The organism is Actinomadura sp. (assembly GCF_044508335.1).
Classification (GTDB): Bacteria; Actinomycetota; Actinomycetes; order Streptosporangiales; family Streptosporangiaceae; genus Spirillospora.
Window position 1 is genome coordinate 1 of record NZ_JBIQHY010000046.1, and the last position, 13,835, is coordinate 13,835.

Genomic DNA, 13,835 nt, shown 5'->3' on the forward strand with positions numbered 1-13,835 from the left:
CGAACGTGACGGCGGGCGCATCCGGACGGGCCGCAGCCTGCGCCTCGAACAGCGCCGGGATCGTGGCCCGCTCCACGGGGGCGGCGGCGCCCCCGGCCCACTCGCCGAGGATCAGCGACCGCTCCTCCGCGGACAGGACCTCGGCGGCGCCGATGGGCGCGTCCGGGTCGGCGAGCAGCGCGGACAGGTACCGCTCGAACCGCTCGATGAGCCGCCGCGCGGTGGCCGGGTCGTACAGGTCGAGGGCGTACTCCAGCTCGCCGTCGAGGCCGTCGGCCCGCTCGGTGAGGATCATCAGCAGGTCGAACCGGGACACCCCGGCGTTCAGCGGCTCCACCTGGGCGCTGAAGCCGGGCATCTCCAGGCGCGCCTCGGGGTTGTTCTGGAACGTCAACCCGACCTGGAACAGCGGGTGCCGGGCCAGGTGGCGCGGCGGGTTCAGCACCTCGACGAGCCGCTCGAACGGGACGTCCTGGTGCGCGTACGCGGCCAGGTCGGTCTCCTTGACGCGGCCCACCAGCTCGCGGAACGACGGGTCGCCGGAGGTGTCGGTCCGGAAGACGAGCATGTTCACGAACATGCCGACCAGGTCGTCGAGGGCCTCGTCGGTGCGGCCCGCGACGGGCGAGCCGATCGGCACGTCCGTGCCCGCGCCGAGGCGGGTGAGCAGCGCGGCGTAGGCGGCCTGCATGACCATGAACAGGCTGGCCCCGCTCTCCCGCGCGAGGGCGAGGAGGCCGGCGTGGAGGCCGGCGTCCAACTCGAACGCGTGCGTCCCGCCCCGGTAGGACGCCTCCGCCGGGCGCGGCCGGTCGGTCGGCAGCGCGAGCTCCTCCGGCAGCCCGGCGAGCGCGTCCTTCCAGTACGCGATCTGCCGCGAGATCAAGCTCTCGGGATCGTCCTCGGAACCGAACAGCTCCTGCTGCCAGAGCGTGTAGTCGGCGTACTGGACGGGCAGCGGGGCCCACTCGGGCGCCTCGCCCCCCGCCCGCGCCGCGTAGGCGGTGATGAAGTCGCGGGCGAGCGGGGCCATCGACCAGCCGTCGCCGCCGACGTGGTGCATGAGCAGCAGCGCGACGTGCTCGTCCGGCGCGAGCCGGAACAGGTGCGTGCGCAGCGGCGGCTCGGCGGTGATGTCGAAGGCGTAGCCGGCGGCCATGGCGAGCCGCGTCGGCAGCTCCGCCTCGGTCGTCTCGACGACCTCCAGCTCGGGGCGGGCGGCGGCCGGGTCGAGGACGAGCTGGCGCGGCACTCCCCCGGCGTCCGGCAGGATCGTGCGGAGCGTCTCGTGCCGCTCCACCAGGTCGCCGACGGCGGCGCGGAGCGCGCCGGCGTCCAGCGGGCCGCGGATGCGCAGCGCGGTCGGCACGTTGTAGGTGGCGGACGGCCCCTCGAACCGGCTGAGGAACCACAGGCGCTGCTGGGCGTACGACAGCGGGACCACGTCCGGGCGCTCGCGCCGCTCCAGCGGGGGGCGGGCCGGGCGGCCGCCGCGCCCGAGGAGGGCGGCGAGGCCCGCCGCGGTCGGCGCCTCGAACAGCGCCCGCACGGGCAGCTCCACGTCCAGCGCGCGCCGGACGCGGCTGACGACGCGCATCGCGATCAGCGAGTTGCCGCCGAGCGCGAAGAAGTCGTCGTCCGCGCCGACCCGGTCCACGCCGAGCAGCTCGGCGAAGACCGCGGCGACGGTCTCCTCGGCCTCTCCGGACGGGGCCCGGTACGCGGTCGCCGGGGCGGGCGCCAGCTCGGGCCTGGGCAGCGCCTTGACGTCGACCTTGCCGTTCGGGGTGAGCGGCATCTCGTCCAGCACGACGACGGCGGCGGGCACCATCGACTCAGGCAGGCTCTCCCGGATGTGGGCGCGCAGCTCCTCGGGGTCGAGCGTCTGGCCGGGCGCGGCGACGACGTACGCGACGAGCCGCTTCTCGGTCGGCCCCCCGGCGGCCCCGGCGTCCCCGGCCGCTTCGACGGCGGCGGCGCCGGGCAGGTCGAGCCCCTCGACGGTGACGGCGCCGCGCGAGGCGACGGCGGCCTCCAGCGTCCGCCGGAACCAGCCGGCGAGCCGCTCGGCGGTGCCGCGGTCGAACAGGTCGAGCGCGTACTCCAGGGTCCCGGCGAGGGCGCCGGACCCGTCGCGGGCGTCCTCCAGCAGGAACTCCAGGTCGAACTTGGCGACCCCGGCGTCGACCGGCTCGACGGCGACGTGCAGGCCGGGCAGTTCGACCGAGGCCTCCGGGTTGTTCTGCAGCGTCAGCATGACCTGGAACAGCGGGTGCCGGGACAGCGACCGGGCCGGGTTCAGCACCTCGACGAGCCGCTCGAACGGGACGTCCTGGTGCGCGTACGCGGCCAGGTCGGTCTCCCGGACGCGGGCGAGCAGCTCGGCGAACGACGGGTCGCCGGAGGTGTCGGTCCGCAGCACGAGCGTGTTGACGAAGACGCCGACGAGGTCGTCCAGGGCCTCGTCGGTGCGGCCCGCGACGGGCGAGCCGATCGGCACGTCCGTGCCGCCGCCGAGCCGGGTCAGCAGCGCGGCGAGCGCCGCCTGCAGCACCATGAACACGCTGACCTGGTGGTCGCGGGCCAGCGCGCGCAGCCCGTCCGCCAGCTCCGCCGGGACCTCGAAGCGGACCTGGCCGCCCCGGTAGGACGCCCGCTCGGGGCGGGGCCGGTCGTGCGGCAGCCGGATCTGGTCGGGCAGCCCGGCGAGGGCGTCCTTCCAGTAGGCGATCTGGCGGGCGGCGAGGCTGTCCGGGTCGCTCTCGCTGCCGAGCAGCTCGCGCTGCCAGAGCGCGTAGTCGGCGTACTGGACGGGCAGCGGCGCCCATTCGGGGGCGCGCCCCTCGCGGCGGGCCAGGTAGGCGGTGATGACGTCGCGGGCGAGCGGCGCCATCGACCAGCCGTCCCCAGCGATGTGGTGCATGACGATGAGCAGCACGTGCTCGTCCTCGCCGGCCCGGTACAGGTGGGCGCGGACGGGCAGCTCTTTCGCCAGGTCGAAGCCGCGGGTGGCGTCCATGAACAGGGCGCCGTGCAGGTCGGCGGGCGCGGAGACGGTGAGCCGCGGCTCGGCGTCCTCCGGGGCGAGGATCACCTGGTGCGGCTCGCCGTCGGCGTCGCCGAACAGCGTCCGCAGCGACTCGTGCCGGGCGACCACGTCGCGGAGCGCTTCCCGCATCGCGCCGTGGTCGATCTCGCCGGTGAGCCGCAGCGGGATCGGCATGTTGTAGGTGGCGGTGAGCCCTTCCAGCCGGTTCAGGAACCAGAGCCGCTCCTGCGCGTACGACACCGGCAGCGGGGCGGGCCGCTCCGCCGGCCGCAGCGGGGGCCGCGCGGCGCCGGCGGCGGAGGCGATCCGCGCGGCGAGGCCGGCGACGGTCGGCGCCTCGAACAGCGCGCGGACGGGCAGCTCCACGTTCAGCGCGGCGCGGGCGCGGGCGACGACGCGGGTCGCCTTCAGCGAGTCGCCGCCGTGGTCGAAGAACCCGTCGTCGACGCCGACCCGGTCCAGGCCGAGGACGTCGGCGAAGATCCCGCAGAGGATCTCCTCGCGGGCGTCGCGGGGGCCGCGCGCGGTGAGGTCGGCGGCGAAGTCCGGCTCGGGCAGCGCGGACCGGTCGAGCTTGCCGTTCGGGTTGAGCGGCATCGCGTCCAGCACGACGATCGCGGACGGCACCATGTAGTCCGGCAGCGTCCCGGCGACGAACGCGCGCAGCTCCGCCGGCTCGACGTCGCCGACGACGTAGCCGGCGAGGACGTTGTCGCCGACCGCGTCGCGGCGCGCCACGACGGCGCTCTGCGTGACGGCCGGGTGCGCCGCGAGGGCGGTCTCGATCTCGCCGAGCTCGATCCGGAAGCCGCGGACCTTCACCTGGTGGTCGAGGCGGCCGAGGTACTCGATGTTCCCGGCGCGGTTCCAGCGCACGAGGTCGCCCGTGCGGTACATCCGCTCGCCGGGCCCGCCGAACGGGCACGCGACGAACCGGTCCGCGGACAGGGCGGGGCGGCGCAGGTAGCCGCGGGCCAGGCCGTCGCCCGCGAGGTACAGCTCGCCGGGCACGCCGACCGGGACGGGCTGGAGCCGCTCGTCCAGCACGTACGCGCGGGTGTTGGCCATCGGGCGGCCGATCGGGGCGAGCCCCTCGGTGTTGCCGTCGTCGTACCAGCCGGTGACGAAGATCGTCGCCTCGGTGGGCCCGTAGATGTTGGAGATGCGGGCGTCCGGCAGCAGCGCCCGGACGTCCCGGACGAGCTGCGGCGGCAGCGCCTCCCCGCCGAGCGCCACGTCCCCGGCCTCCAGGCGCAGCTCCCCGCGCGACAGCAGGACCGCCACCGCGGACGGGACGCCGCTGATCAGCGTCCCGGACCAGCCGCCGCGCTCGGCGACCTCCAGCAGGTCCCGGACGACCTCGATCTCCCCGCCGATGGTGAGCGGCACCAGCCACTCGAACACCGACACGTCGAAGTTCAGCGACGTGGAGAACAGCACGCGCCGCATCCGGTCGGGGCCGTAGCTCGCCATCGACTCGGCGCAGAAGTCCACGACGTTCGCGTGGGAGATGACGACGCCCTTGGGGCGGCCCGTCGACCCGGACGTGTAGATGACGTACGCCGGGTTCGCGGGGTGCAGCGGCCGGACGCGGTCGGCGTCGGTGACGTCCTCCGCCGGGAGGCACTCCAGGGAGAGCGCGTCCAGCTCGACGCGCGGCGTCGTGCCCGGCAGGCCGGCGCCGGACGTGGTGATGACGCAGGCGGGGGCGGCGTCCTCCAGCATGTAGGCGATGCGGTCCGGCGGGTACGCCAGGTCGATCGGCTGGTACGCGGCGCCCGCCTTCAGCACGGCCAGCGCCGCGACGACGAGGTTCTCGTCGCGCGGCAGGGCCAGCGCGACGAAGTCCTCCGGGCCGGCGCCGCACCCGATGAGGTGGCGGGCGAGCCGGTTCGCGCGGGCGTTCAGCTCGGCGTAGGAGAGCCGGGTCTCCCCCGCGATGACGGCGGTGGCGTCCGGGGTGCGGGCCGCCTGGCGCTCGACCAGCCGCGGGACGACGGCGGGGGCGACCGGCAGGTCGGTGTCGTTCCAGCGGTTCAGCAGGGTGTCGCGTTCGGCGTCGTCCAGCAGGTCCACGGCGCTGAGCGGCAGCGACGGGTCGGCGGCGACCTGGGCGAGCAGCCGCTCCAGCCGCGCCGCCATCGACGCGGCGGTCTCCGGGTCGAACAGGTCGAGCGCGTACTCCAGGCGGCAGTCGATCCCGGCGGGCGCGCCGGCCGCGTCGCGGGTCTCGTCCACCAGCAGCGCGAGGTCGAAGCGGGACACGCCCGGGTCGACCGGCTCCAGCGCGACCGTCAGGCCGGGCAGCTCGACCCGCGCCGACGGGTTGTTCTGGATCGAGATCATCACCTGGAACAGCGGGTGCCGCGCCATCGACCGCTGCGGGTTCAGCACCTCGACGAGCCGCTCGAACGGGACATCCTGGTGGGCGAACGCGGCGAGGTCGGTCTCGCGGACCCGGCCGAGCAGCTCGGCGAACGTCGGGTCCCCGGAGGTGTCGGTCCGCAGCACGAGGGTGTTCACGAACACGCCGACGAGGTCGTGCACGGCCTCGTCGCCGCGGCCCGCGACCGGCGAGCCGATCGGCACGTCCGTCCCGGCGCCGAGGCGGGTGAACAGGCCGGCGAGCGCGGCCTGCAGCACCATGAACAGGCTGGCGCGGTGGTCGCGGCCGAGCGCGGTGAGCGCGGCGTGCAGGCCGGGCGGCAGCGTGAACGGGTGCTGCGCGCCCCGGTAGGTGGCGCGGGCCGGGCGGGGCCGGTCCGCCGGGAGCGCCAGCTCCTCGGGCAGCCCGGCGAGAGCCTCCCGCCAGTACGCGAGCTGCCGGCTGATGAGGCTGCCCGGGTCGGCCTCGTCGCCGAGGACCTCGCGCTGCCAGAGCGCGTAGTCGGCGTACTGGACGGGCAGCGGCGCCCAGCGCGGCTCCCCGCCGGCGGCGCGGGCGGCGTAGGCGGTGATGAGGTCGGCGGCGAGGGGCTCCATCGACCAGCCGTCCCCGGCGATGTGGTGCATCACCAGGAGGAGCAGGTGGTCGTCGGCGGCGATCCGGAAGACGTGCGCGCGGACGGGCGGCTCGGCGGCCAGGTCGAACCCTCGGGTCGCGGCCTCGAACACCGCGTCCTGGAGCCCGTCCGGGCCGCACTCGGTGACCTCCGGCTCGGCCCCGATCTCGTCCATGGCGAGGACGCGCTGGTACGGCTCGCCCTCCACCTGCACGAACACGGTCCGGAGGGCCTCGTGCCGCGCCATCATGTCGCGCATCGCGGCGCGGACGGCGGCCAGGTCGAGCGAACCGGTCAGCCGCAGCGGGATCGGGATGTGGTAGGTCGCGCCGGCGCCTTCCAGGTCGTGGATGAACCACAGGCGGCGCTGCGCGTAGGAGACGGGGACGAGGTCGGGGCGCTCCGCCGGGACGAGCTTCGGCCTCGCCTCCTCCTCGGCGTCCTTGATGGACGCGGCGAGCGCGGCGACGGTGGGCGCCTCGAACAGCGCCCGGACGGGCAGCTCCGCGCCCAGCGCGGCGCGGGCGCGGGCGACGACGCGGGTCGCCTTCAGCGAGTCGCCGCCGAGGTCGAAGAAGCTGTCGTCGACGCCGACCCGTTCCACGCCGAGGACCTCGGCGAACACCGCGCACAGCGCCTCCTCGCGCGCGTCGCGGGGCGCGCGGCCCGCGGCGGACGCGGCGAAGTCGGGCGCGGGCAGCGCGGACCGGTCGAGCTTGCCGTTCGGGTTCAGCGGCATCTCGTCCAGGACGACGATCGCCGCCGGGACCATGTAGTCGGGCAGGACCGCCGCGACCGACCGCTTCAGCTCGGCGGTGTCGACGCCCGCGGAGACGACGTAGGCGACGAGGACGGTGTCGCCCGCGCCGTCCCGCCGGGCGACGACGACGCTCTGCGTCACGGCCGGGTGCGCCGCGAGGGCGGTCTCGATCTCGCCGAGCTCGATCCGGAAGCCGCGCACCTTGACCTGGTGGTCGAGGCGGCCGAGGTACTCGAGCTGGCCGTGCCGGTTCCAGCGGACGAGGTCGCCCGTCCGGTACATGCGCTCGCCCGGCCCGCCGAAGGGGCAGGCGACGAAGCGCTCGGCGCTCAGCCCGGGGCGGTGCAGGTAGCCGCGCGCGAGGCCGTCGCCCGCGAGGTACAGCTCGCCGGGGACGCCCGCCGGGACGGGATTGAGCGCCCCGTCCAGCACGTACGCGCGGGTGTTGGCGACGGGGCCGCCGATCGGGGCGTGGCCCGCGGCGTTTCCGTCGTCGAACCAGGCGGTGGCGTAGACGGTCGCCTCGGTCGGTCCGTAGATGTTGGAGATGCGGGCGTCCGGGACGAGGGCGCGCAGGTCCTGGACGAGGCGGGCGGGGAGCGCCTCGCCCGCGAGGACGATGTCGCCGGCCTTGAGGTCGAGCGGCCCCGCCGCGAGGAGGGCCGAGACCGCGGACGGGACGCCGGAGACGAGCGTGCCGTGCCAGCCGCCGCGCTCCGCCACGTCCAGCAGGTCGCGGACGACCTCGATGTGGCCGCCGAGCGTGAGCGGCGTCAGCCACTCGAACACCGACACGTCGAAGTTGAGGGAGGTGGAGAACAGGACGCGGGCGAGGCGCTCCGGCCCGAAGTCCTTCTTCGCCCACGCGCACAGGTCGACGGCGCCGGCGTGGGAGACGACGACGCCCTTGGGGCGCCCCGTCGAACCCGACGTGTAGATGACGTAGGCCGCGTTGCCGGGCCGGAGCGGCCGGACGCGGTCGGCGTCGGCCGGGGCCTCGGCGGATTCGCCGGACAGGTCCAGGGCGTCCAGCTCGACGCGCGGCGTCGTGCCGGGCAGGCCGGCGCCGGACGTGGTGATGACGCAGGCGGGGGCGGCGTCCTCCAGCATGTAGGCGATGCGGTCCGGCGGGTACGCCAGGTCGATCGGCTGGTACGCGGCGCCCGCCTTCAGCACGGCCAGCGCCGCGACGACGAGGTTCTCGTCGCGCGGCAGCGCGAGCGCGACGAAGTCCTCCGGGCCGGCGCCGCGCGCGATGAGGTGGCGGGCGAGGCGGTTGGCCCGTTCGTCCAGCTCCCGGTAGGTGAGGACGGCGCCGCCCGGCCCGGTGACGGCGGGGGCGCCGGGCGTGCGGGCGGCCTGCGCCTCGAACAGCTCGGGGACGACGGCCGGCTCGACCGGCATCGCCGTGTCGTTCCACTCGTCCAGGACGCGGGACCGCTCGGCGGCGTCCAGCAGCTCCACGTCCCGGAGCGGCGTCGCCGGGTCGGCGTCGCCCAGCGCCCGCAGGAACCGGACGTAGCGGTCCTGGTGCGCGGAGACCTCGTCCTCGGTGTAGAGGTCGGGGTGCGCCTCGAAGTCGATGCGGACGCCGTTGCCGTCGAAGTTGTCGTAGACGTTGATCGACAGGTCGTCGATCGGGCCGGTGGTGATGGCGTGGGTCCGCGCGGGCAGGCCCGCGAAGTCGAACCGGTAGTCGAACGCCATGATGTTGATGACCGGCCCGTACAGCCGGCGGCGCTCGCCGAGCAGCTTCAGGTCGCGGAGCAGGTCCTCGCGCCGGTAGCGCTGGTGGCGCAGCACCCGCGCGCTCGCCCGCGTCACCGTGCGGACCAGCTGCTCGACCGTCATGTCCGGCCGGACGGCGACGCGCAGCGGCAGCACCGTCGACAGCATCGCCGGGGTCTCCAGGGCGGTCTGCGAGGTGCGGCCCGACACCGCGAGGCCCAGGATCACATCCTCGGTGCCGGTCATCCGCGCCACGTACGCGGCCGTCGCGGCGATCGCGAGGCCCTGCGTGGCGGTGCGCAGGCGGCGGGCGCCGGCCGCCAGGGCGGCGGTCTGCTCCGGCGGGACGACGGTGATGCGGCTGAGGTAGTCGGAGGTCGGCTCGGCCATCTCGTCCGACAGCGACACCGCCACCGGCTTGTCGGCGAACCGCTCGGTCCAGTAGGCGCGGTCCCGCTCGAACTTCTCCGACCGCCGGTACTCCTCCTCGGCGGCGAGCAGCGCCCGGTAGTCGCCCCGCTCGGCCGGGACGTACTCGCCGCCGCCCGCCAGCAGCGTGTAGATCTCGGCGGCGCGGCGGCTGATCAGCAGGCCGCTGTAGGCGTCCAGGATCGTGTGGTGCGCGCGCAGGAACCACCGGTGCAGGTCCGGTGCGAGGCGCAGCAGCGCCGTGTGGAAGAGCCGGTCGCCGTCGAGGGGCAGCGGCGCCGACATCCGCTCCCGCATCCACGCGCGCGACGCGGCGTCCGGGTCGGGCTCCCCGGACAGGTCCACGAGCGGGATCGACACGCTCGCGTCCGGGTCGAGGATCTGCCGCGGGACCCCGTCCTCCTCCGCGAGCCGCGCGTTCATCGCCGGCGCCTCGTGCGCGGCGATCCGCGCCACCCGGTCGAACAGCTCGTGGTCGACCGGCCCCTCGATCTCGATGTACTGCGCGATGTGAATCGGCGTTTCCGGCGCCAGCTGCTGCGCGTACCAGACGCTCTGCTGAGCGGCCGAAAGAGGAACGTACTCGGTGGACATCAAGCGGCACTTTCCCGGTCGAAGGGGGTTTCCTTTGCGCCCGGCACCGGAACCGGTACGGCACCGGCGGGCAGAAAATCAGAAAGAATGACCACAGAACTGATCGGGCTTTCCCCGTCCCCTTTCACCCCGAGTCGCCGCCGGGAACGCGATCGGCCCGCGCTTTCCCGGAGTCAACGCGCTGTGCTCCCGCCAATACAGAGCGGCGCCGCTTTCCGCTCTCGACCGGATCCGCCCTCGACCCGCGTACTACTCAGGAGTAGCGGAGTCACAGTCAACCAGCCTGTCACATGCCTCGCAATCCCCTCAAAAGTAGAACTTGGCCGGTCCCGTTGCTAACAGGAGTGACAAAACGGCCGGTCGCCGCCCTGCGCCGACGGCGACGCGACGCTCACCGGCTGACAAAGGTTGACAACCGAATCGACCCAATCGGGTCACTCAGCGTGACCGTTACCGGGAGGGGTACTCGTGCACGACCACGGCCGCGGCGCCCACCCCCGGGTGCCGCTGCAGGACCGCCTCGATCTCGCCCAGCTCCATCCGCACCCCGGCGATCTTGACCTGCCGGTCGACCCGCCCGAGGTACTGCAGGACGGGCCGGTCCTCGCCGCCCGCGCCCGGCGGGAGCAGCTTCACCGCGTCGCCCGTCCGGTACAGGCGGCCGGTCGGGGACGCCGCGTCGAAGGGGTCGCGGTAGAACGCCTCGCGGGTGCGCTCGCCGTCGCCGAGGTAGCCGCGGCCGACCACGACGCCGCCGACGAACAGCTCGCCGGTCTCGCCGATCCCGCAGGCCGCCCAGGTCCCGTCGTCCTCCTCGCGCAGCACGTACAGGCGCGCGTTGACGACGGGCGTGCCGATCGGGAGGCGGAGGAGATCCAGGTCGCCGGCGGTCACGGTGTGGTGGGTGACGTCGTCGGAGCACTCGGTCGGGCCGTAGGCGTTGAGCAGCCCGGCGTGCGGCATCGCCTCGAGCCAGCGGCGCGACAGCTCGGCCGGCAGCTCCTCGCCGGTCGCGATCATCCAGCGCAGGGAGCCCAGCGAGCCCCCGCCGGGGGCCTCGGCGGCGCTCTCCCCGGGGCGGGGCGGGCTCGGCGCCAGGTCGTCCAGCAGATGCCTGACCATGGTGGGGACGAGCTCGACGATCGTGATGCCCTGGGCGTCGACGGCGCGGGCGAACGCCTCCGAGTCGTGGGCGACGTCGTCGCCGATCACGTCGACCCGGCCGCCCAGCAGCAGCGGGCAGAGCATCTGCCAGATCGAGATGTCGAAGCCGAGCGGGGCGGTGAACGCGACGACGTCCGCGCCGGTCAGCTCCAGGTCGATGATCTTCGCCCAGAGGTGGTTGAGCATGCCCTGGTGCTCGACGACCGCGCCCTTGGGGCGTCCGGTCGACCCCGAGGTGAACAGGATGTACCGCGGCTGGTCGAGCGCGTCCAGCCGGGGGCGGCCCGGCCAGGGCGCGAGGCCGTCCGCATCGGCGGCCCCGACGACCCGGCAGCCGGCCTCCGCCGCGCCCTCCAGCAGGGCGGGCGCGGCGCGTTCGCCGTCCACGGCGACCAGCACGGACGCGCCCGCCTGGCCGAGGACGTCGCGGACGCGGGCGGCGGGCCAGGTCTCGTCCGCCGGCACGTACAGGGCGCCGACCAGCTCGATCGCGAGGAACGCGGCGATGACCGCGGCGCACCGCCCGCCGCCGACGCCGACCACCGTGCCCGGCTCGACGCCCTCCCGATCCAGCAGCGCGGCCAGCCGGCGCGCCTCGGCGGCCAGCTCGGCGTAGGAGAGCGTGCGGTGCGCGTCGGCGACCGCGGGGCGGTCGCGCTCGGCGGCGAACCGCTCCACCCGGGCGATGACGGGGTCGGCGAGGTCGACGTCCCGCTCGCGGAGCATCCCGTGCGCGGCGGCCAGTTCCCGGGCCCGCTCCGCCTGCGCCGCGGGGACGTTCAGGCCGGGCAGTGCGGCCGTGGGGAGCAGCCGGTCCACGGCGGGTCCGCGAGCACTCATCATAACTCTCCGTGATGTAGAACCACTCCGCTGTAACGGCATTACAAGCGGAGGCCATAGCTTATGTCCGGCGTTCGCCAGAAGCACCTCGCATTCCACCCTACCGATGGGTAAGCAGAGGGTTGCGGCAGGAAGATGCACGAAGGTACGGTGATGCTCCGCATGGCTCCGGCGTGAAGCCCGCGGCGAACTCGGGGGAAGATGAGGGAATTGTTTCTTCATTTGAGGGTGGACGCGTGCCGATAATCACCTCGCCGCAGGAATTCAATGTCGACGACCTTTACGTCGATCTGCGGCACGTCATCGACCGGCCGCTGTACCTCAAATGCGAGGGCTTCAACTTCGCCGGCTCGGTCAAGCTGAAGGCCGCCGCCGCGATGGTGGAGGCGGCCGAACGCGAGGGCGCGCTCACCGCCGATTCGGTGATCGTGGAGTCGTCGTCCGGGAACCTCGGGATCGCGCTCAGCCTCATCGCCGCGAGCCGCGGCCTGAAGTTCGTCTGCGTCACCGACCCGCGCTGCAACCCCGCGTCGATGCGGGTCATGCGGGCGCTCGGCGCCGAGGTCCGGGTCGTGTCCGACAAGGACGCCAACGGCGGCTACCTCGGCGGCCGCATCGCCTTCGTCCGGAGCCTGTGCGCGTCGGACGAGCGGTACGTGTGGCTGAACCAGTACGCCAACCGCAACAACTGGCTGGCCCACTACCGCGGGACCGCTCCGGCGATCGACCGCGAGTTCCCCGACCTGGAGGTCCTCTTCGTCGGCGCGGGGACGACGGGCACGCTGATGGGCTGCGCCCGCTACTTCCGGGAGCGCGGGCGCCCCGTGACGATCGTGGCGGTCGACGCGGTCGGCTCCGTCACGTTCGGCGGCATCCCGGAGCGGCGGATGGTGCCGGGGCTCGGCACGAGCAGCCGGCCCGCCCTCGTGGACGAGTCGTTCATCGACGACGTGGTGCACGTCCCCGAGACCGACACGATCCGGACCGTCCACGCGCTCGCCGCCCGCGGGTTCCTGTTCGGCGGCTCCACCGGCACCGTCGTGTCCGGCGCGTCCCGCTGGCTGGACGCCAAGTACCCCGGCGAGGACCCGGTCGCGGTCGCCATCGCCCCCGACCTCGGCGAGCGCTACCTGGACTCGATCTACGCGGAGGGCTGGGTGCGCGAGCACTTCGGCGACCTGCTCTCCGGCGCGCCCGGCGCCCTCGCCGACTGATCATCGAGAAAAGACGGAGTTTCCCACCATGACGCAGGTCCCAGCATTCGCCGTGATCTCCGGCGCCCAGGTCCACGAGGCGGTCGCCGGGCGCGAGGAGGAGGTCACCCGGATGGTCGAGGCGGCCTACCGGCTGCACGGCGAGGGCCGGACGGTCAACCCGGACTCCTACTTCCTGCGCTTCCCCGACCGCCCGTCCGACCGGATCATCGCGCTGCCCGCCTCGGTCAAGGGCGACGTCGGCGTGCACGGGATCAAGTGGATCTCCAGCTTCCCCGGCAATGTCGCGAACGGCATCCCGCGCGCCTCGGCCGTGCTGATCCTGAACGACGCGGAGACCGGCTACCCGTTCGCGTGCCTGGAGAGCTCGATCATCTCCGCGGCCCGCACCGCCGCGTCCGCCGCCCTCGCCGCCGCCGCGCTCGCCGACGCCCGCGGCGCCCGCCCGCGCCGCGTCGGCTTCGTCGGGGTCGGGCTCATCGCCCGCTACATCCACACGTATCTGGCGGGCAACGGCTTCGCGTTCGACGAGCTCGGCGTCCACGACCTGTCCCGGGAGCACGCCGAGGGCTTCAAGGGGTACCTGGAGCGGTCGGAGAAGGGGGAGATCGCGATCCACGACTCGGCGGAGTCGCTGATCCGCTCGTCCGACCTCGTGGTGTTCGCGACCGTCGCGGGCGAGCCGCACGTCCACGACCCGGCCTGGTTCGAGCACAACCCGCTCGTGCTGCACGTGTCGCTGCGCGACCTCTCACCGGAGATCATCCTGTCGTCCTACAACGTGCTGGACGACGTCGAGCACTGCATGAAGGCCAACACGTCCCCGCACCTGGCGGAGCAGAAGGTAGGCAACCGCGACTTCGTCGCCGGCACCCTGTACGACGTGCTGACGGAGAAGACGGCGCCGCCTGCCGGCAAGCCGGTGGTCTTCTCCCCCTTCGGCCTGGGCGTCCTCGACCTCGCCGTGGCCAAGTACGTCTACGACCAGGTGTCGTCGTCCGGCGCCCTGCACACCGTCCCCGGCTTCTTCCACGAGCTGAAGCGCTACGGCTGAC

At 74.0% G+C, this 13,835-nt stretch carries 4 protein-coding genes; 2 read left to right on the plus strand and 2 right to left on the minus strand.

Features of this window, described 5'->3' with window-relative positions; all coding sequences use genetic code 11:
• Nucleotides 1-9,562, minus strand: a 9,562-nt coding sequence (locus tag ACIWVC_RS17580) for an amino acid adenylation domain-containing protein (protein WP_396454331.1), incomplete at its 3' end; no start/stop codon positions are given.
• Nucleotides 9,563-10,012: 450 nt separating this feature from the next.
• Nucleotides 10,013-11,566 (minus strand): amino acid adenylation domain-containing protein, encoded by a 1,554-nt coding sequence (locus tag ACIWVC_RS17585; RefSeq protein WP_396454332.1) that lies wholly within the window; start codon nucleotides 11,564-11,566, stop codon nucleotides 10,013-10,015.
• A gap of 236 nt (nucleotides 11,567-11,802) precedes the next feature.
• Between ACIWVC_RS17585 and sbnA the strand changes: the two genes are divergently transcribed.
• Together sbnA and sbnB are read left to right on the plus strand one after the other, a co-directional pair.
• Complete coding sequence (sbnA, locus tag ACIWVC_RS17590; RefSeq protein ID WP_396448779.1) at nucleotides 11,803-12,780, plus strand: 2,3-diaminopropionate biosynthesis protein SbnA; 978 nt, start codon at nucleotides 11,803-11,805, stop codon at nucleotides 12,778-12,780.
• Between the two features lie 28 nt (nucleotides 12,781-12,808).
• Nucleotides 12,809-13,834, plus strand: a complete 1,026-nt coding sequence (gene sbnB / locus ACIWVC_RS17595; RefSeq protein ID WP_396454333.1) for a 2,3-diaminopropionate biosynthesis protein SbnB — start codon at nucleotides 12,809-12,811, stop codon at nucleotides 13,832-13,834.
• The last annotated feature ends 1 nt before the right edge of the window (nucleotide 13,835 follow it).

Bases quoted from the DNA above. Each gene is read 5' to 3' on its own strand.
- sbnB (WP_396454333.1), top strand. From the start codon at position 12,809: ATGACGCAGGTCCCAGCATTCGCCGTGATCTCCGGCGCCCAGGTCCAC.
- ACIWVC_RS17585 (WP_396454332.1), bottom strand. From the start codon at position 11,566: ATGAGTGCTCGCGGACCCGCCGTGGACCGGCTGCTCCCCACGGCCGCA.